Consider the following 20,615-nt stretch of genomic DNA (forward strand, 5'->3'; position numbering starts at 1 on the left):
ATTATTAAACAAGATACTATATTATCTTGTTTATTTAATTTTAAGCTAATCTTAGAATTAAACATAGGGAGGAAAATGAATAAAAGTAAGAAATATTTAATACTTTCAGGAAGTTTATTGCCGGTTTTAGCAACACCAATTATTTCAATGTCATGCAATAATGGTGGATCCGAAAAAGAAGAAGAAACAAAAGAATCTCTTTTTAAAAAAATTCATGAACAAATACTAGATAAAACAGCCAAACTTGAAAAAGTTAATAAATTAGACTCAAGTTTACCTGATGTTAATGTTAAGGGATACAAATTAACTAAAGAAGAAAAATCAGAACTTGAAAAAGTAATGAGATCAATTTCAGAAAAATATTTGGTTCCTAAGACTAAAAATGGATATTCACTTGATAAACAATACTATGCTGATGAATCTATTATTGAAGGAAACCCATCGATATTAGTTAATGACAAAATATTGTTTAACCTAGATAGAATGTCAATTGATCATAAATTTGATAAGGATTATGAATTTAAAAAATCTGAAAAACTAAACATAACTAGAACAATTGAATTCAAAATTTATTATAAAACAGGTCAAAATGATTGACTTTACTTGATCAATATACCAACTAAAAAAATTCAATTAAATTTTAATATTGAAATGCCAAGTATTGATTCAATTAATGATGTTTTAATAGATTATTCAAAGGCTAAACCAATAAAAGTTGACTGAACTAAAATTGATCCTAAATACTATTTTGACGCAAAAATAATAAAATGGTCTGATGGAGATACATTTGAAATGAAAATTGTAAGCGTGCCTGACGAAAACAATTTTTATAAACCTATAGGATATGAAGGAAAAGTTAGATTTTTAGGTATTGATACACCAGAAAAGCATGTTGGAAATGTGGATGCAACTAAATTTGAAAGACAATTTGCATTCAAATCATCAAGCTTTGGAGAAAAGAACTTTCCTGTAGGCACTGTTGTTAGAATTTTTCGTAGAGGTGATTTAGATACATACGGAAGAATAACGGGCGATATTATTTTTAAAGGACCCAAATCTAAAGATTATGAATACTTCTATTCATCGGAAATAGTTAGAAAAGGCTTGACATTACCTTATGGCCAAATGCCGTTGATAGATGAATTGAAAAATAACGGATCTTACGTTCACTATGCATATATTGAAATAGCTAAATCAATGCTTGAGGCTCAAACAAATAAAAGTGGTTTCTTTAAGTATTTTAATACACCAGAAGGTGTTAGCAGAAATATATATATAATAAAAAACAACTCTAATTTCGATATTTTTTATAAGTACAATAAAGATATAGATAAAACAATTTGAAAATATGAAGATGTTTCATACCCAAATTAGTTAAAATTAAAGTAAATAAAAAGGAGATTTATGGCTAATATAAATTCAGTGGATAATAATAATTCTGCTCAAAAATATACTAAAGAACAATATAATGAATACTTAAGAATTGTTGATTCTATGGAAGAATTTTGAGAAAACAAAAAAGAAATTCCCGCAATTGAACTTAAAAATATATTTATAGACTTTGGAGAAACACTAGCTGTTGATGATGTTAGTTTTAAAATTCATGACGGTCAATTAGTTACATTGCTTGGTCCATCAGGTTCAGGAAAAACAACGGCTCTTAATGCTATTTCAGGTCTTTTAACAATAACTAGTGGTAAGGTGCTTTTTGGTGGAAAAGATGTTACATCATTACCCCCTCAAAAACGTAAATTAGGTTTTGTTTTTCAAAACTATGCGTTGTATCCACATATGAGTGTTTATGATAATATTGCATTCCCTTTAAGAAATGACATTGATTGAAAAAGAAAAATAATTTTTAAAAAAAATACTGCAATTTTGGAAATTAAAAATATTTATCTAAAACATTTAGGAGCTAGTGAAGAAGAAATTACTAAATTAAATAAAGCATGACACCAATACAACAATATATCTAAGGTTCTGGATTCTGAATATCAAAAATATCAAATTAATTTAATAAAAGAATATGAAAATGCTACAAATGACTACAAAATGACTAAAGTGCGTTATTCAGCTTCATTAAATTTAAACTCAAAAGATTCTTTAAAGAAAATTAATTCGTTAAAAGAAAATTACAAAATTCAAAAGAAACTTATTAAAGATAAGATCAAAATTGAAAAAGCGAATAAACTATATGAAAAATATGATTTAACTAAATCAACACTAAATCCAATTATTGATAAATTTGCCTTAATAAATAAAAACAATAAGAAGGACTTGAATACATATAAAAATAACTTAGATTCAGTAAATCAAATTATTAGCGAATTAAACGCTTTTGATAAAAATACTTTAACTCTTGATGAACAGTTACTTTTTGAAAAAACTCTCTATAAAGCTAAAAAAGAAGAAATAAGATATAACTTCAACATTAACGTTATTAATTACACAAACCATTATGAAAAATTAATTCTAGAGAAAAAAACAATTAGAAACGAAGAAAAAAGAAAATATAAAGATAAGAAAAAAAATGACTCAAAATTAATACAATTAAAGAAAAATAGAAAAATTATCAAAAATATAGCTCGTGATGAATTAACTGAAGTTCGTAATGAACTTTATTCTAAATACAATTTAATTGAAGTTATTAAACAAGATAATGAACAAAAGAATCTTAATTTATCAAAAGAAGATAGAGATAAAATAATTGAATTATCAAAGAAAAATATTTCTATAAGAAAATGAATTCACAATGAGGTTATGGAAGTTGCTGAAAGAGTTGAAATACTTCCTATTCTACAAAAAAAACCTACAAGACTTTCTGGTGGACAACAACAACGTGTTGCTATAGCTCGTGCAATTGTTAAGAAGCCAAAAATCTTATTAATGGATGAGCCACTTTCTAATCTTGATGCTAAATTAAGAATTTCAACAAGACAATGAATTAGAGACATTCAACAAAAATTAGGAATTACAACAGTTTTTGTTACTCACGACCAAGAAGAAGCTATGTCAATTAGCGATACTATAATTTGCATGAGTATGGCTAAAGTTCAACAAATTGGTTCACCAATGGATTTATACAACAAACCTAAAAATAAATTTGTGGCCAGATTCTTAGGCATGCCAGAAATGGGATTGCTAGAAGCTAAAAACGTTAATAATAAAATTACAATTTATGATAAAGAAATTAAAGGTATTAAACTATTAAATAGCAATAGTAAAGATCTTTTAATAGGTGTAAGAGCTGAAGATTTCATCTTGAAAAAGAAAACTGATAAATATCAATTTAAGGCTTTAATTAAGACAGTTGAAAACTTCGGTAAAGAAAGTAAACTTATTGTGCTATTGGAAGATGAAACTCCAATAAACTTCTTAATTGATAATAAACTTGACTATAAAGTTGGAGATAATATTTACTTTAACTTACCAGTTGATCGTCTTCACATCTTTGACAAAGTAACAGAGGAAAGAGTTGAGTATGAAATCAAGTAATGGCTTTTGATCAAGAGTAGCTTGTAAATTTCCTTGACTATTTAAATTTTCTTTAAAAAAACAAGCAAATAAAAAAACAACTTCTCTATCAATGAGCGTTGTCGATAAAGAAACTCCACTTTGAAAACCGGTTTCATTGTTGGTACCAACACTTATAGTTATTATAATGTTTACAATTGTGCCATTTATCCTAAATATTAAATTTGCTTTTTTCACAACGAAAGACAAATTGCCTACCTCTGCACACGTTGAACACTTTAAAACTCTTATAGAATCCCCAGCATTTGCGGTAGGTTTTAAAAATAGTTTAATGTATGGAATTATTGTCCTACCGTTTGTAATAGGAATAAGTTTAATAATTAGTTCTCTTATAGCTAGTTTATATAGAGCGACAGCTAAAGGATTTTGGCAAACTATATTTTTCCTTCCTTATATTACAAATATAGTTGCAGTATCTCTTTCATTTATTCAGTTCTTTGCTCCTCACGGAATGTTTAACTCAGTAATAAATAAAGATAATTATCCATGACTTGTAGCTTCAGAAACTTATTCTTTAAAACCGCTACTTCCCATGATAATTCAAGGTGTTTGAAACGGATTGGCATTCAACGTCTTAATATTTACAACTGCAATGCTATCAGTTGATAAAAACCAATATAGATCAGCATCTATTGATGGGATAGGAGGAATTAAGCAATTCTTCACAATAACCTTGCCTTCAATTAAGTCGACAACAACCTTTTTAATAACTATGGGAATAATTGGTGGTGTTAAGGTTTTCCCACTTGCTTTATTTGAAAATAAACCTGAACAAGCAATTGCTAATGGTGCTTCAACACTTATGTTAATGGTTTATAGTTACACTCAAAGTGGCCAATTTGCCTTCGCTGCAGCAGCATCTATTTTATTATTTGTAATAGGAATAACATACTCATTTTTAATAAGAGGTGGATTTAATACAGTAGTTAAATTTTCAATAAACTTAGGAGAAAATAATGTTTGAAATAAAATTAAAAATTCAGAAGAAATGATTAGATATCAAACTCAGAAAAAATAAAGAGTACACAGCTAAACAAGTTAGAGACACCTCTTTATTTGCGCTGCTAATATCTAGTTTCCTTAAATTAACTGCTCTTGTATTTTTCGGCCTTATTATAATATTCCCATTTGCTTTTATGCTCTCGATTTCCTTAATGCCAGTTGATCAAGCAGATAACTTAAAAAATAATTTTACTTTTTGACCTGAAAGTTTAGAGTGATCTAACTTCTCAGCGGCCGCTTCAGAAACAGCAACTGGTAAATCATATTGATTCTCTTTTGGACTAACATTTACCAATGTTTTATTCTCGATAGTAACTAAATTATTTGTCACAATGCTCTGTGGATATGCTTTCAGCTTAAAACAATGAAAAGGTAAAAACATTGTATGAACCATCTTCATAGCATTATTAGTTCTTCCTGAAGTTGCTTTATTAAATGGGCAATACTACGTTGTTACTAAAATTGACAACTCTATAGGATGAAAAAAAGATTTCATGGGTATTATTACAATTATTGCAATTCCATTTATAGCTTCAATATTTACAGCACTTATGTTTAGAAATGCTTTTGAGGCTATTCCTAAGAGAATGAAAGAAGTTGCGATGGTTGATAGAGCTGTAGGAATGAAATATTTCTTTAAAATAGCAGTTCCAATGGTAACACCTACAACTTTAACTGTCGTTATTCTAACAACAATTGCGTCATGAAACTCATATTTATGACCAGCGCTAGTGGCGGGTACTGACTATCAAATTATGTCAGTTTGACTATTTGGTGTTGGTAGAATTGAAATAGGTGGAGAAGAAAAAATTCTTCAAAGTATAAAGATGGCAGGAGCTATTTTGGTTGTAGCACCAATGTTTATCTTCTACTTCTTATTTAGAAAAAGAATTATGAGATCAATTTCAAGACAAGGTAGTGCAATTAAGGGGTAGTTATGAAAAAAATAAATGTAAAATTTAAAACTATATTTTGATTATTTTTAACAATAGCTGCTTCGATTGTAACCATTCTTTCAATAATTGTAATAAAAAACGCAAATCTAATAATCAGAACTAATGAACTAGTTGAAATAGAACAACGTCTAGTTAGTCAAGCATATAGAGAAAAAGAGTATGCAATTGGTTTAATTTTCTTTTCATCATTTGTTTTACTTATAGGAACATATATTATTTATGCAGGAATTAAGAGTTGGCATTATAGTGCCATAATATAGGAGTTATATGAAAAAGAATAAACTTTATACACTAGGAATATTAAGCGCTTCAACTATATTTTTACCAATGACTTCAGTTAGTTGTTTGTTTACAGTTGATCCAGTTGTTAAAAAAGCTAACGTATTTGCTAAAAACAATCATTTTGTAAGCGTCGGAGAATATAATCCTAAAAAATACTATGATGATAAAAAAATAGCTATTAATTCTATTTTGCAAACTCTAAATAAAATAAATAGCGAAATAAATATTTTAATTAAAACTTACGAAAATAATGTTGATTTAATCCCTCAATTAATTAATAAATCTAAAGATATTGAAACTCAATTGCAAAACATATTAGTAAATAATGAACAATTTATCAATGACTTTTATGTAAACAATCTATTACCAAATATTTCTGAAAAATTAAATAGCGCTAGAACTAATTTAGAAACTAAATATACAACTAAACCAGTAAAACCTGGATCGGGTGCCACAGATCAACAATTAAAAGAATATGAAGAAAAAATAAAAATATTTAATGAAGAAATAAACAAACTAGAAAATAATTTCAAATCATTACTTTATCCTTCTAATGATGCAAGCGTTATAAAATTATTTGAAGAAAAAGTAAATATTATTTTAAAAAATGTTTCTAAAGAACTTGAAGCTGAGAAATATCTAGCAGAAATTATTTCTAATTCAAAATTTCTAGAATTAAGAGATCATTTTATTAAGTTCCCATGAACACCAGCAACAAACCCAGATAGCAATGTTATAAAATATATTCCAAAATTTTCAAGAGTTAATGAAGTAATGATGCATTACTTTAGAGATACAACATATGCTCTAAATTATATTTACAATGCTAAAAATGTATTTTCGTTTGATTCAACATACATGAAATATACTGCATTGCGTTCATTGGAAATTTCGCACAATTCAATCGATAAAACTTATTTTGATAAATTTTCAAAAGCTATATCAGATAAAAAAACATTTGATGAAATGTATTTAGCTCTTGTTAAAACTGCACTAGAATACAATATAAAAATTAAAAGTGATAATGAAGATTTTGGAGCTCTAAGTGCCTTACCTTTATTATATCCACTTGAAAACTCAGATGATAACTATGAAAATAAAAATACTTTTAAAGCCAAAATTTTTAAAAAAGATATAAAGTTTGGTTCTAAAGAATTTAAAGAATACATATTAAGTCCAATTAAATTTATTAAAAAACATGAAAAATTAGCAAAATCATCAGATGATGAAGATAGAAAAAAATCATTAATTGTTGATCTAGTAAACCTTAAGGATGAATGACCAACTGAATATAAATATGTTATTAAAACAATTAATACAATGAAAGAATATGGATCACGAGTTGAATATGTTACCTCATTTCTAGGAAATGTCTTGTTTTTCAATGGTGTTGATCAAATACAAATATTAGCTGCTTATGATAAGAAAAATAATGAAATCAAGCACTTCTTTGAAAAATATGACGAAAATTCTAAATCATGAAAAATCTACGATATCTTAAGTGATTTGAAAAAAGATCCTAATAATATTTCTAGTCCTACAATTTTAGACCAATTACCACAAGATTGAGTATTTGAAGATGCTAACTTACAAGATGTTGAATTTTGTAAAAAAATAAAAAATTTAGAATTTGATACATTCTCTAATTTATATGTTCATGGAAGTAATGCAAATCACGCCTTAATAGATATACTTAAATTAAGTGAACAATATTCTCATTTTAAAAAATAATTTTATCAACTTAATTAAATTAGTTTCCTAACTGGAAACTTTTTTTTACTTTTAAATTGGTTATTTTAAGTTTAAAATATTTTGAATGTCTAAAATAACCTACTTAGCAGCAAAATTAAAATAATTAACTTCACTTATGATATTTTTTTAAAATTTGTTTTTAAGCTTTTAAAAGATAATTTAATAAAAAAGTTCCGAATTTTCGAAACTAAATTTTGTTAATAGTTAATTAAATAGTAGTTTTTTAAAAATCTTACTTAGAATCCTTAGAATCAACTATGTCTGCTTCTTCCATTTGAATAGATTTTGTAACTTCTAATTTACTTTCATCAAAGAAAATATTTGTATCTTTTTCTCATTTATCTGTTGATGTTCGTTGAACAATATCATTTGAATTATTTAACTCATTTAATAATAATCAACAACCAGCAAAAGATACTGTAAATACTAAAAATATTCCAATAAGAATAATCGTGAAAAAATAATATCATTTTTTGTTTTTTAGTTCTATTAGAAGCATTGAAATAAATGAAATTAATATAAGTAAATCAACGGCTCCTAAAAACATAAAAAATCCAAATATCTTTAGTTGGTCAAATAATATTGAAACAAGGCTTGATGCTATAAGAATGTAAAGAATGCCAATTAAAATCATATTAGCTATAATAATTTTTTTTGGTCCCATAGTTGCCAAAAATATTTTTTTAGATTGTTTTGTTTTTCTTACTCTTCTAGTTCTTTTCATATTCATATTAAATAATTATAATAAATTAAACCAAAACACATATTACAATTTAAAAAAGAATAATTGAGATAAAAAAAGAAACAGTTGTTTCTATTTTTTATTTTCAGCTAAATAATGCTTAACTTCTAGTACGCAATCATCAATAATTTTTTCCACATCATCAAATGATTTTGCCATGCAACCACTTGCTCTTTCGTGACCTCCGCCGCCTCATTTAACAGCGACATTACGCACACAAGGTCCATTAGATCTATATTCAACTCTTAAGCGACCATCTTCCTCTTCAGTAAATTGAACTCATAATCTCGAATCTTCAATATTTCCAATAATATTTGGTCTAGTTGCGTTGTTAGCATCGGTGCCTAGTTCTCTTATTGTTTTTTGATCTATAAATGTGTAAGCAACTAGATCTCTCATTTTCAAGTTTGAAACTAATATTTGTTGAATTTTTAGGTCTTTTAATCTAGTTTTTGATAATCCACTAAATATTTTTTCTGCATTTAAATTATTTTTATATAGATATGATACTAATTCATGAGTTCTAGCTGATGTATCAGAAAATAGAAATCTTCCACTATCAGTTACTGTGCCAAGAAACATAAAGTTTGCAGCCCTTTCGTTTATTTTTCATTTATTTTGAAACGCTAATTCAATAATCATTTCAGCTGCCGCAATTCTCTTAGATTCAACTCAGCGAGTACATTTATCTAAATCATCATCATTTGGGTGATGATCAATTCTAATAGTTTCAGCAAATAGATTTTTATCTAAAATTTCTCTTGATTCTAATCTTTCCTTAAAGTTAGCATCCACAACAACACCTAATGAATGAGTTAAAATCTCATCTGAAGGAACATTATCAAAGTCTAAATCTAGAAAATCTGAGAAAATTCCTTTATTATCGCCTACTGCATAAACTTTTTTATTTGGATAATTAATTCTTATTAATTCTCTAAGCCCAAATTGGCTACCTAAACAATCACCATCAGGGCGAATGTGATGAAAAATTACAATTGAATCATACTTTTCAATTTTTTTAGTTACGTCTTTTCATGTACCAATAATCATTATTTTTCCTCTCACTTCTTAATGGCTAAGTTTAAATCTGCTAAAACATCATCAACTTGATCCCAAGAATCTAAAGTACAACCAGCAGCATTTGCATGACCACCGCCATTATATTTTCTTGCAACTTCATTTACAAGTGGACCATTAGATCTTAAACGACCTCTAATTTTGCCATCCTCTAGTTCAACAAAAAATGCTCAACAGTTATTATCTTCAATGTTTGCTAGCTCATTAACAAATATTGCGGAATATTGGTCATTAAATCCATATTCCGCTTGTTTAGCTTTAGTAACTAAATAGTAAAGAACTCTTCCACTTTTTTTGAAATTAGATAATATATCACCAACATATTTGATATCAACTGTAGTTCTTTTGTTTAACTCTTTAAAAATCTTTTGAGCATCAATTGATCCTTTTTCATAAAGAAACGAAGCTAATTGGTGAGTTCTTGATGAAGTATCTTCATATAAAAAACGCCCCGAGTCAGTTATTATTCCTAAAAATGTATGTTCTGCTGCTTTTTTATTTACTTTTCAATTTGATTTTTGAGCTAACTCAGCAATCATTTCTGCAGCTGCTACATAATGTTCATCAACTCATAAATAGTCATATTTAATATCACTATCATTTGGATGATGATCAATCCTTAGTGTTTTGGTGTGTTTGTTATCAACTAAAGCTTCTGCACCTTCGATCCTATCGCTTGATGAAGCATCAACAACAATACCTAATGAATTTTTATAATTAATATTATTAGGATTATCATATTTATAATCCATAAAATTAAATATATTCATATTATTACCTGGAGTAAAAACATTTTTCTTAGGGTAGTTTGTTCTTATAAATTCAGCCAAACCGGCTTGCGATCCTAAACAATCTCCGTCTGGTCTTTTATGATGATAAATAATAATATTATCTGCTTCTTCAATAGCTTTTAGTGCATCTTTGTATGTTCCTATTTTCATATTTCTCCTTATTTTAATATTTATGTATATAATATTTTACTAGATTACTAAAAGTAACAAGTAGAACAGTTTATTTTATTACCTTTTGGTATAAATAGTGCAAGAAAAAATATTTTAAAAAAAATAAAAAAATTTCTTTGAATTATTTTAAAAAGTACTATTATATTATCAGTGGTTATAGCAAGAGGGATCGCCTGATACCATTCCGAACTCAGTAGTTAAGCCTCTTAGTGCCGACGATAGCAGAGATGCGAAAATAGGGCGCCGCTTTTTTTATTCTTTTTTTTACATAAAATATAAATAAAAAAAGATAAGTTATTACTTAACCTATCTTATTCATTCATTTGTATCTATATTAAATATCTTGCTAGCTTCATTTGAGCCACTCCCAAAGTCATAAAAATTCTTTATTTCAGTGAATATTTTTTTAGCTTCATTTAATTGAAGTGGTTCTTGACCAGAGATATTTGCACTAGTTACATAACAAGGACCATGTTTTAATAAAAAATCAATTAACTGTTTGTTATTAGGCATTCTAAAACCTTGCTTATTAACAACAACCGAATAAGCTCCTGGCCAGTATTTTTCAGCAAATAAATCAGCTTCTTTATTCCACTCTTTAAATTTTCTAGCTTGATCAACAGATCCGACTAAAATCATTATTTTTTTAGTAAGAGGTCTTTTTTTAATGGTGTAAATTGCATCAAGAGTTTCTTGAGAAATAGGTCCACCTAGACCTGTAACAGTATCTGTTGTACAAATAAATATATCTTTAAAATTCATAATAGTAATTATTATAGAATAAATATTCTAATGCTGGATATAAATTCAAAAAACTACTTTTAGAATTATTTAGCTTACCAATTTACATAATCACCCATATAAGTTTTAAAATTAGCATAAAAATTATTTTATTGAGCATTATAATAAACTAATGTTAAATAAAATAGGCATTATTTAAATACTTATTACTGTAATTGTCTATATATTATTAACGAGATTACAATTAATAAATATCAAATATTATTTATAGTTTTCTAATAGTATTTATTGCAATAATAATTACATAAAAACGTATTGATGTTTTACTACTAATGTGAATGATTATACAAATTAATTAAGTCATATAAATGGGATGTATTTTTTTCGTTTTACTACTAATGTGAATGATTATACAAATTAATAGCAAAGAAAAAGAAAATTAGATAACTTCTAAAAATTCAATTAAAAGTTATATAACAATTAATATAAAAATTTCAATAGTAGATGTTATAAATAATAATAAAAACATCTTTTAGGATGCTAAATATTGTTTTAAATTAATCATCTTGGCCAAAACACAAATTATTATAAAAGTGTGATCTTTTATTAAATTCTTCATTAATATATTTGTATCCATATTTTTCTGGTAAGGATTTTTCACCTGAAAATAAATTTGTCCCAAGTCCTAGTTTATTACCTTCAATTTCAAAACCTAAAGCAGCTATTGTTGTCGGAAATAGATCTAGTGTTGAAAATTTTCTGTTTTTTAATCTTTTTGGGTCATATTTTAATTCCTTAGAAGGATTTATTATAGTACTATAAACTTTTCTATTTTCTTGCTTTTTACCATTTTTATTGAATTTTGTAAAATACCCTTCTTTATTATAAGTTCCATAATAATATTGTTTTGTCCCCTCATCCATACTTAAATGGTCTCCAGAAATTACTATTGTTGTATTCTCGTATCAATCTTGTTGTTTACATCAATCAATAAATTCATTAATTAAAAATGAAATATATCTAAAAGATTCTTCCATATCAATAGTTTCATCGATATCTTTTATTGATTCAACACTATTTTTATCACCCATATTTTTAGTATGATGCGGAAACTTTTTGGCTAAATCAATACCATTCAAACTTTTTCCGGTGATACTGTCACCGTGTGGTCTATGAGTGTCTACAGTCAAAATTTGCAAATTGAATGGTTTTGATTCTTTAGAGAGATTATTTAATATTCGTTGAGCATTTTTAAATAATAATGGATCTTTGTATCCTCATCTGCCAAGATATTCTTTTGGAATTTCTCAGGTGCCATCTATTTGTTCTTCCTTACCTCAATGAGAATCATCTAATTGTTTATTATCTAAATAGTATTTTCCTGCTCCTGTTGAATAATGTATATCCAAGTCATCGTCATCAATACTTCCGCCTTTAAAATCATATCAATGATAGTGGTGCGATTTTAAATATCCTGAATGATTTGCATAATCAACATCATGTCCGGCTATAAAATAATTATTATATCCATTTTCAAACAAAATATCGCTGGTGGTTTTTACTTTAGGAAAAAAAATTTTACCTTTTTCCTCAACCTTTCAAGGATCTTTAAGGGGAATGCCAGATGATTGAGACACGAACCCTCTTATGGTATCATCACTTCAATCAAAAACATATGGACCAGCTAGGTTATCTCCTTGTGCAAAGGTAACATTTTCTTTAGCAAGTTTTGTTAATTCGGGCATTATGTTAGAGCCATTTTTTAACTTTCCACCATCTTTTTCATCTAAAACAGTTGACTCTAATGATTCCACGGTTATATATATTAAATTATGTTTTTTATTTGGAGTTTTAATTTTAACTTTATGGGTATCAACATAATTTTTAGAAAAAATATTTGTTGATTTTCTAAACTTATTTAAACTACAACTTGCAAATATGGCTGGCATTGTTGTAACTAATGCAATAGGTATTAATAATTTTCTAACTGTCTTCATATGAACCTTTACTAAAATTAAACTATTTTAGTTTTTAATTTTATTTATTTTTGAATTGTTTAAAGATATTAAAAATATTGCTAAACTACATTTATCTATAAAGAATGCACCTATTTTTGATAACTCCAATTCTAAACTAGATACATTATCTTGTTTTTTAAGTTTGATGAAAACTATTAATTTAACAATAAATAAACCTGTGGATGATAATAGAAATAATACTAAGAAATAAACATATTTATTTAAAAAAGCGCTAACATTTTTTCAACTTCTCATCACCTCTCTTACTTTTTCAAAAAAGTAGAACATTGATATATTCGTCACAACGCAGATGTATATTATAATACATAATAATGTTAATACTTTAATAGTTCAAAATACAATTCCCAGTATTGCAATTTTGTTAAAGATTAGGTTGTTTTTACTTACATTATTTTTTTTAAGTAAGAAAACTGAATTATTTTCTTTATTATTTGATGATAGTTTCATTCTAAAAAGTTTATAAAAAATTATTATTTTTGCAAATGATAATAAAATTCCGATAATAGATGTTATATATAATCACTTGATTTTTTTCTCATTATAATCAATTCTTCTTAAAATTTGAAATAAAAATATTGCAGTTGAAATATTTGTAGAAAAAGCTATCAATGTGATAAAAACTCATGGAATTAACCATTTTAAAAATAATATTAAGAAATCAACTTCGTTAGAACCGCTATTTCACAGTATATGATTACCAATAATATATACTATTAAACTGGTTAGAAATAATAATAGAGATATGCTCGAAAAAATAAGTCCATTTATTATTTTTTTAGAAAAGTTAAATTCTTTGTTTTTTTTACTCATTATTAAGTTTCCTTTTCTCTAATTCTCTAAATTTGACTTATTATAATAAAAATATGTAATTAAATTTATACCATAAGGATTAATAATTAATAACAAAACTTATTTATTATGTAGTAGCTTTTTATATTTATATTTTTAATTTAAAAAATACAAGACTTTTTCTAACTGTGTTTAAGTATCTAAAAAATAATAAAAAATAGAACCTAAAATAAGTTCTATTTTTTATTATTAATTAAAGCTTTATTATAAAAGTTTAGCTAAACTAGTTCAATAATTGCCATAGTTGTGTTATCACCTCTACGATTAGGCAATTTAATGATTCTTGTGTATCCGCCATTTCTTTTTGCGTATTTAGGTGCAATATCATCAAATAAATATTTGACTAAATCTTTTTTATCTTTTTTTGTTTCAACTTCAAGTGGACGAAGGAAACTTGCAACAAGACGAATATTTGATAAAGTTTTATTTTTACCTTTTGTAATTAGTTTTTCAGCATGTCTTCTAAGTTCTTTAGCACGGGTTAGAGTTGTTGTTATACGACCATGTAGGAATAATTCGCTTACTAAATTACGCATTACCCCTTTTCTTCACTTACTATCTCTTTTATATATTTGAATTGGATTAGCCATTATTCGTCTCCTCCCTTACTTAATTCATAACCATATTCTTTAAGTTTTGAAATTATTTCTTCAAGTGATTTAGCACCAAGATTTTTAGTTTGTTCCAATTGTTCATAAGTCATAGAAGCTATTTGACTTAATTTGGTTTTCCCAATATTTCTTAAAGCATTTAATGAACGAACTGAAAGGTTTAATGAATTGATATCAATATCAGTATCTTCTTTTTCTAGTTCTTCCTCAATAGCTGTTTCAAAAACTTCTAATTTCATTTCATCAACATCACCAATTAATTTAAAGTGACTTACTAAAATTTCACAAGCTTGTTGAATAGCAATTTTAGAATCTATAGTACCATCGGTAATTATTGTAAATAATAACTCTTCTTCAATTTGGTTTGATGAGGTGTTTAATTCACTAACTGTATAATTAACTTTTTCAATAGGACTAAAATTACTATCAGTTGCAATAAAAATTCCTTTTTTAATTTTAGATTCAATTTTTCCGCTAAATAGTGAAGGATTAGAAATGAATTTTTTGTTTTCTTCATTTGAAACAAACCCTCTACCTGAACGTAGATACATTTCTAAATTAATTGAACCTTTAGAACTTAAATTACAAATTTCTTGGTTTTTGTTAATAACTTCAATACTTGAGTTTGCTACTTCAAGATTTCCTGATGTAACACTTCCTGGATTGCTTGCCTTAAGAGTAACTTTGATAATATCGTCATCACCTACTAAATTTGGATCATATTGAAATTTTACTTTCCTTAGATTCATAATTAAAGCAGTTACATCTTCTAAAACACCTGGAATAGTTTGAAATTCATGATCAACGCCTTCAATCTTAACTGCAAATAGTCCTAGAGATGTAATATTTGATAATAATACTCTTCTAAGAGCAACACCAACTGTTTTACCAAAACCCCTTTCAAGTGGTTTAACTGAAAAAACAGTTTCATTTTCAACACTATTAGCATTCTTAGGTATTTGAATATATTCTAATTTTGTCATTTTTTTCATTAGATAATTTCTCCTTTATATTTGATTATTTCTTAAGTTTAAGACGTTTTAAGATACGTTTTGGAGGTCTTGTTCCATTGTGAGGAACTGGTGTAACATCTTTAATTTCAGTAACTGTAATTCCTGAAACTTCAATTTGTTTACGAGCTGCATCCTTACCAGCTCCTAAACCTTTTAATTCAACTCTAACTGATTTAATTCCGTGTTCCTTAGCTGATTCTGAAGCTGCTGCGGCTGCTAAACCTGCTGCATAAGGGGTCTTTTTCTTTGTACCTTTGTAACCAATTGCTCCTGATGATGATCAAGCAATAACATTACCGTTTTCATCTGCGAATGTAACAATAGTATTTTGGTTAGTTGAGTGGATGTGAGCCACACCATTAACTATATTTTTCTTTTTAGTTTTTCTAGCCATTATTATTTACCTTTCTTACCTGCAACTGTTTTTCTAGGACCCTTACGTGTTCTAGCATTCTTTTGAGTACATTGACCTCTAACTGGCAATCCCTTACGATGTCTTACACCACGATAACATTTGATTTCCATCAAACGTTTGATGTTAAGACTAACTTCACGGTGTAATTCACCTTCTGTTACATATGCTTTTGCAACTTCACGAATAGCTGATAATTGTTCTTCAGTTAAATCTTTAACTCTTGTGCTTTCGTCAATATTTGCTTTTTTGCAAATTTCACTTGCTACTGTTCTACCAATACCATAAATGTAAGTTAAACTAATAACTACACGTTTATTGTTTGGAATTTCAACGTTTAAAATTCTAGCCATATCTTCCTATCCTTGTCTTTGTTTATGTTTAGGTAATTTACAAATTACTCTAATAACACCTTTACGTTTAATAATGCGACAATCTTTACACATTTTTTTAACACTAGCTCTTACTTTCATATTTCTCCTTATTTATGACGATAAGTAATACGTCCAAGATTTAAATTATATGGACTTATTTCTACGTCAACTGTGTCACCGGGTAGAATACGAATATGATGTACACGCATTTTCCCTGATATATGAGCTTTAATTAACATACCGTTTTCTAATTCGACAGAATACTCATCTGTTGAATAAGACTCTTTAACAACGGCTTTTAGTTTAATAGCATCTTTTGCCAATTAAATTCCTTTCGTTAATACTACGCCTTTACCATTTTTAATTAAGACTGTATGTTCATAATGGGCAGTTTTCTTGCCTGAAGGTGAAAAAACAGTTCATCTGTCTCTTTTAACCTTGACTCTTTTTGAACCCTGAACAATCATAGGCTCAATACAGATAACCATACCATCTTTTAATAGCTCTCCGGTACCTGGTTTGCCATCATTAAAGACCATAGGGTCTTCATGAAGATCTCTACCAATTCCGTGTCCGCAGTATTCGTCGGGAGTAAATAAACCATTATCTCTTATTACTTTGCCGACTGCATAACTAATATCACCTACTCTAGCACCGGGTTTAATTGCATTTAAACCGGCATAGAATGATTCTTTAGCAACATCAATTACTTTTTGGTCTTCTTCAGTTATTGAACCGACACCTTTTGTAAAAGCACTATCTGAATAGTAACCTTCATAAATAACACCTAGATCAACTTTAACTAAGTCGCCCGGTTTTATGATGTAGTTCCCTGGAATACCATGGATTAGTTCTTCATTTACAGAAATACAAGCAGTGTTTGGGAAACCATACATTCCCAAAAAAGCTGGTTTAACATTTCTTTTAATTATTTCATTAAAAGCGACTGAATCCACTTCTTTTAATGAAACACCTGGTCTTATAAAGTCATAAACAACTTGTTTAACTTCTGCCAGGATTTGACAACTTTTTGTAATTTTTTCAATTTCGTTTTTGTTTTTAATTGTAATCATAATATATTTTTAATTAATCTCCATAACTACTAATATAAAAATGAAATTATTTTATACCTAATTTATCTTTAATATTACTTGCAATATCTTCAACTTTACCACTTGCATCAAAAACCGTTAAATTATTTTTATTTTTATAGTAATCAAGAAGCGGTTTTGTTTGTTCATTATAAACAGACATTCTAACTTTAATAGATTCAATTGAGTCATCTGCTCTTGTAATTAATTTTGTGTTGCAATTATCACATCTTTCACCATTTTTACTTGGCATAAATTCAATGTGAAAACCTTTTTTACATTTAGGACATGAGCGACGCCCATTAAGACGTTTCATAATAAGATCTTCTGGAGCAACTAATTCTATAACTCTATACTTAAAAAAGTCTAGAGAATCTAAAAATTCAGCCTGATCTAATGTTCTTGGATATCCGTCAAGAATTACAGATTTATTTTCTTTGTTTAATTCTATAAGTTTTTTTCTAACAATCTCATTAGTTATTTCATCAGTAACATATTTTCCGGAACTGACAATAGCTGATATTTTCTTTCCTAACTCACTTTGTGAAGCAATTTCAGCTCTAAAAATACTTCCGGTAGATAAATGAATGATATTTTCATTATCTGCTATGTTCCCAGCAACTGTACCCTTGCCAACCCCTGGAGAACCTAAAAAAACAATATTTATATTTTTATTTTCTATCATAATAAGCCATCCTCATTTTTCTTAATAGAAGTTTTCTTGTTCGATTTGTCTTCATTTGCAAATTCACCAAATTCACCAAATGATTTTTCATACGAAATATTATCGCTAATTTTTCTAGAAATAGATTTACGTTTTGAAAGTTTCATAGACTTACGGCGTGCTTGAAATTGTTGAATAGTTTCAATAGACACACTAACCAAAATCATCATCCCTGTTCCACCAAAAGCAATTATTGGCGGAAAGTCAAGTAATATTGTTTGCAAATAATTAAATGAAACTAAGATAACTAAATAAAATCCACTAAAAATTGACAGTCTAATAACAATACTTACTAGATAATCTTCCGTTTGCTCACCGGGTTGAATGCCAGGAATAAAAGTTGAACTTTTGGCAAAATCTTCACTAATTTTATCAACTCTAGATTGTTGAATACCCATAATAAAACTAAAGAAGAACGTGACAAGTACAAGCAATGAAAGACCTATTGGCTGGGTGAAGTTCATATTTGCTTCAATCCATAATTTTCCATCATTACCCGGTGGTAATATTCTAGCTATCATTAATGGAAAGCTTATTAACATAGTTGCAAAAATTATAGGCATAATTCCACCAGGATTTAATTTAATAGGCAACTTACCCATTTCTTTAATATTTCTGCTACGTCCGGCGCCTATTTGTTGAATAGGTATATGTCTTTCACTATTATAAATTAATCCAATAATAAATATTACTGTTGCATAGACAAATATATATGTTAGTAGTTTTAATGATCCGATAAATAATGTTGTATTGTTTTCTGTTCCAACAAAATAACTAAATGCACCTTTAAATTGGGCAGGTAAACCAAATGCTATACCAACAAAAATAATTAAACTAGTTCCATTCCCGATTCCACGATCAGTAATTTGTTCAGCTAAAAATAATGAAAACAATGAACCACCAATAAGAATCATAGGCAATAAAAAATATTGTGTGACATTTAGAGTGCTTTCACCATTAACGGGAACAATAGATATAAATCCATTTTGTCCAATTGATAATGACTTTGTTAGTAGTATTGCTTGTGGTACAGATATGAACAAGGTTAAGATACGTGTAATAACATTTAATTTTCTTCTGCCTTGAGGTCCACTTTGACCTAATTTTTGAATTGCCGGAAATGCGCTTGTTTGAAGTAAGGACATAATCAAACTAGCATTAATGAATGGACTAATCCCAAGTGCAACTAAACTAAAATTTTTAAGTCCTCCACCGCCGACTAAATTTAGAGTGTTGAAGAATACATCTTCTTCAATTCTCTCAGAAGATTTTATTTTAACAAATGGAGCTTTTATTGTGGTCATAACCAAATAAATTGAGAGAAGCAAAAGTGTTCATAAAAATTTTTTAGTGATATCTTTGTTTTGTCAAAAACCTTTTCATCAATTCTTAATTTTTAAAACACCACTAGAAAAATTTAATTTATTAAAAAAGTTTTTCATTCGTTCTCCTTTGCTTCTCAAACTTATATCTTTTTAGCGTCTAAATGCATAAATAGTTTATGACTTTCAATACACTAATATTTAATCTATTCGACATTTAATTAAAGGTACTAAATTTAAATATAAATTAAACAAAAGTATATTAATAAAACTAATAATTTAACTAAGTAATTATATATAAATTAAAATAAAAAGAACATATTTTTTTAAACTAAATTCATAAATAAAAGAAACCAGATGATTTAAACCAAAAAAATATGCAAAAATAAGATTTGTATTTAAATATATTTTTTATGTAAAACGCTGTTTTATAGGTAAAAACTAAAAATTTATAAATATTCCATTATTTGTTAAGTAATCTACTAATTCAGTAAATAATATCTGATTAACTTCAGGGGAGGTTTGCTCTAAAAATATATCTAAATTGTTAAATAGATAGTAGTAACTTTTTAATTCTTTTGTTCATCTTATTTCAACTTTATGTTCTCCACACAAAAATCCTCCCTTATATAGTTTAAAATCACATAAGTTACTTGGGGTATCACATTCAGAACATGATGAAAAATTAATTCCAATACCGAAATAATTTAAACTTTGTCCTAATAAGTAAGTTAAAAGATATTCTTGTTTATCCCCTTTATTTAGAAAAATAAGTATTCTTTCGTACGCCTTAAAAACATCTTGGCAAGGGTCTTGAAAGTTTTTTAAAAAATTAGTTGCCTTTTTTACAAAAACTAAATTAAATGGATTAGAGTAATCCACTTCATTTAGTAAAGTAGCTTTCTTTAGTCTTGAAATAGAGTTAGTCAAGCGAGATTTAAAATACTCTATTTGTGAAATTGAACCAATCATTAAGTTTGCCTTATTTTTACTTTCAGGTTTGTTAATCCCTCTAGCAAGCAATCTTTTAGTACCGTTTTTTGTGAGAACATCTACATAGCAATCATATTCTGATTCGGGTTTATCTTTGATGCTTAGTACAATCATTTTTTCAATAGTTTCAGCCATAATT

The 20,615-nt window shown here is 27.3% G+C and carries 22 protein-coding genes and 1 rRNA gene; 7 read left to right on the forward strand and 16 right to left on the reverse strand.

What is annotated here, in order from left to right:
- The first annotated feature begins 75 nt into the window (after nucleotides 1-75).
- From JXZ90_RS01105 to JXZ90_RS01130, 6 genes are read left to right on the forward strand one after another with little or no spacing between them, the layout of a single operon-like run.
- Nucleotides 76-1,374 carry a thermonuclease family protein gene (locus tag JXZ90_RS01105; protein WP_205848564.1) on the forward strand — a complete coding sequence of 433 codons (1,299 nt, stop codon included), beginning with the start codon at nucleotides 76-78 and terminating at the stop codon, nucleotides 1,372-1,374.
- A gap of 30 nt (nucleotides 1,375-1,404) precedes the next feature.
- Entirely contained in the window at nucleotides 1,405-3,495 is a 2,091-nt protein-coding gene (locus JXZ90_RS01110) for an ATP-binding cassette domain-containing protein (protein ID WP_205848565.1), read from the forward strand.
- Complete coding sequence (locus JXZ90_RS01115; RefSeq protein WP_205848566.1) at nucleotides 3,482-4,552, forward strand: carbohydrate ABC transporter permease; 1,071 nt, start codon at nucleotides 3,482-3,484, stop codon at nucleotides 4,550-4,552. Before JXZ90_RS01110 ends, JXZ90_RS01115 begins: the two co-directional genes overlap by 14 nt.
- Nucleotides 4,491-5,471 carry a carbohydrate ABC transporter permease gene (locus JXZ90_RS01120; RefSeq protein ID WP_205848567.1) on the forward strand — a complete coding sequence of 327 codons (981 nt, stop codon included), beginning with the start codon at nucleotides 4,491-4,493 and terminating at the stop codon, nucleotides 5,469-5,471. The genes JXZ90_RS01115 and JXZ90_RS01120 overlap by 62 nt, the downstream gene beginning before the upstream one ends.
- 2 nt (nucleotides 5,472-5,473) lie before the next feature.
- The gene (locus JXZ90_RS01125; protein WP_205848568.1) at nucleotides 5,474-5,752 is read left to right on the forward strand and encodes a hypothetical protein; all 279 of its coding nucleotides are present in this window, start codon (nucleotides 5,474-5,476) and stop codon (nucleotides 5,750-5,752) included.
- Nucleotides 5,753-5,759: 7 nt separating this feature from the next.
- Nucleotides 5,760-7,505 (forward strand): hypothetical protein, encoded by a 1,746-nt coding sequence (locus JXZ90_RS01130; protein ID WP_205848569.1) that lies wholly within the window; start codon nucleotides 5,760-5,762, stop codon nucleotides 7,503-7,505.
- A gap of 253 nt (nucleotides 7,506-7,758) precedes the next feature.
- On the opposite strand, the gene JXZ90_RS01135 is transcribed toward JXZ90_RS01130, so the two are convergent.
- The 3 genes from JXZ90_RS01135 to JXZ90_RS01145 form a co-directional block, all read right to left on the reverse strand.
- Nucleotides 7,759-8,250: a hypothetical protein gene (locus tag JXZ90_RS01135; protein WP_205848570.1), complete on the reverse strand. Its 492-nt coding sequence runs from the start codon at nucleotides 8,248-8,250 to the stop codon at nucleotides 7,759-7,761.
- A 90-nt stretch (nucleotides 8,251-8,340) separates the two neighbouring features.
- Nucleotides 8,341-9,318 carry a bifunctional oligoribonuclease/PAP phosphatase NrnA gene (locus JXZ90_RS01140; protein WP_205848571.1) on the reverse strand — a complete coding sequence of 326 codons (978 nt, stop codon included), beginning with the start codon at nucleotides 9,316-9,318 and terminating at the stop codon, nucleotides 8,341-8,343.
- Nucleotides 9,318-10,286 carry a bifunctional oligoribonuclease/PAP phosphatase NrnA gene (locus tag JXZ90_RS01145; protein WP_205848572.1) on the reverse strand — a complete coding sequence of 323 codons (969 nt, stop codon included), beginning with the start codon at nucleotides 10,284-10,286 and terminating at the stop codon, nucleotides 9,318-9,320. Before JXZ90_RS01145 ends, JXZ90_RS01140 begins: the two co-directional genes overlap by 1 nt.
- Nucleotides 10,287-10,453: 167 nt before the next feature.
- On the opposite strand from JXZ90_RS01145, the gene rrf reads away from it, so the two are divergent.
- Nucleotides 10,454-10,559: ribosomal RNA gene (gene rrf, locus JXZ90_RS01150) — 5S ribosomal RNA — on the forward strand.
- Between the two features lie 54 nt (nucleotides 10,560-10,613).
- Here rrf and JXZ90_RS01155 read toward each other — a convergent pair.
- From JXZ90_RS01155 to recO, 13 genes are all read right to left on the reverse strand, one after another.
- The gene (locus tag JXZ90_RS01155; RefSeq protein WP_205848573.1) at nucleotides 10,614-11,069 is read right to left on the reverse strand and encodes a Sua5/YciO/YrdC/YwlC family protein; all 456 of its coding nucleotides are present in this window, start codon (nucleotides 11,067-11,069) and stop codon (nucleotides 10,614-10,616) included.
- A 536-nt stretch (nucleotides 11,070-11,605) separates the two neighbouring features.
- A complete protein-coding gene (locus JXZ90_RS01160; RefSeq protein ID WP_205848574.1) occupies nucleotides 11,606-13,045 on the reverse strand; it encodes a sulfatase-like hydrolase/transferase in 1,440 nt (479 codons plus the stop codon).
- Between the two features lie 27 nt (nucleotides 13,046-13,072).
- Complete coding sequence (locus JXZ90_RS01165; RefSeq protein ID WP_205848575.1) at nucleotides 13,073-13,897, reverse strand: hypothetical protein; 825 nt, start codon at nucleotides 13,895-13,897, stop codon at nucleotides 13,073-13,075.
- A gap of 257 nt (nucleotides 13,898-14,154) precedes the next feature.
- Nucleotides 14,155-14,526, reverse strand: coding sequence for a 50S ribosomal protein L17 (rplQ, locus tag JXZ90_RS01170; protein WP_205848576.1), 372 nt, complete (start codon nucleotides 14,524-14,526; stop codon nucleotides 14,155-14,157).
- Nucleotides 14,526-15,539, reverse strand: a complete 1,014-nt coding sequence (locus JXZ90_RS01175; RefSeq protein ID WP_205848577.1) for a DNA-directed RNA polymerase subunit alpha — start codon at nucleotides 15,537-15,539, stop codon at nucleotides 14,526-14,528. The genes rplQ and JXZ90_RS01175 overlap by 1 nt, the downstream gene beginning before the upstream one ends.
- Before the next feature lie 25 nt (nucleotides 15,540-15,564).
- Nucleotides 15,565-15,954, reverse strand: coding sequence for a 30S ribosomal protein S11 (rpsK, locus tag JXZ90_RS01180; protein WP_205848578.1), 390 nt, complete (start codon nucleotides 15,952-15,954; stop codon nucleotides 15,565-15,567).
- A gap of 2 nt (nucleotides 15,955-15,956) precedes the next feature.
- Entirely contained in the window at nucleotides 15,957-16,325 is a 369-nt protein-coding gene (gene rpsM, locus JXZ90_RS01185) for a 30S ribosomal protein S13 (RefSeq protein WP_205848579.1), read from the reverse strand.
- 6 nt (nucleotides 16,326-16,331) lie between these two features.
- Nucleotides 16,332-16,445, reverse strand: a complete 114-nt coding sequence (gene rpmJ, locus JXZ90_RS01190) for a 50S ribosomal protein L36 (protein WP_205848580.1) — start codon at nucleotides 16,443-16,445, stop codon at nucleotides 16,332-16,334.
- Nucleotides 16,446-16,453: 8 nt separating this feature from the next.
- Nucleotides 16,454-16,654 (reverse strand): translation initiation factor IF-1, encoded by a 201-nt coding sequence (infA, locus tag JXZ90_RS01195; protein ID WP_371808124.1) that lies wholly within the window; start codon nucleotides 16,652-16,654, stop codon nucleotides 16,454-16,456.
- A 15-nt stretch (nucleotides 16,655-16,669) separates the two neighbouring features.
- Nucleotides 16,670-17,419, reverse strand: a complete 750-nt coding sequence (map, locus tag JXZ90_RS01200) for a type I methionyl aminopeptidase (RefSeq protein ID WP_205848582.1) — start codon at nucleotides 17,417-17,419, stop codon at nucleotides 16,670-16,672.
- A 46-nt stretch (nucleotides 17,420-17,465) separates the two neighbouring features.
- A complete protein-coding gene (locus JXZ90_RS01205; RefSeq protein ID WP_205848583.1) occupies nucleotides 17,466-18,122 on the reverse strand; it encodes a nucleoside monophosphate kinase in 657 nt (218 codons plus the stop codon).
- Entirely contained in the window at nucleotides 18,116-19,603 is a 1,488-nt protein-coding gene (secY, locus tag JXZ90_RS01210) for a preprotein translocase subunit SecY (RefSeq protein ID WP_205848584.1), read from the reverse strand. The genes JXZ90_RS01205 and secY overlap by 7 nt, the downstream gene beginning before the upstream one ends.
- Before the next feature lie 321 nt (nucleotides 19,604-19,924).
- Nucleotides 19,925-20,611, reverse strand: coding sequence for a DNA repair protein RecO (gene recO / locus JXZ90_RS01215; RefSeq protein ID WP_205848585.1), 687 nt, complete (start codon nucleotides 20,609-20,611; stop codon nucleotides 19,925-19,927).
- Nucleotides 20,612-20,615: the final 4 nt, after the last annotated feature.

Origin of the sequence: Mycoplasma sp. Mirounga ES2805-ORL, assembly GCF_017084445.1 — a bacterium.
GTDB lineage: Bacteria > Bacillota_I > Bacilli_A > Mycoplasmatales > Metamycoplasmataceae > Mycoplasmopsis.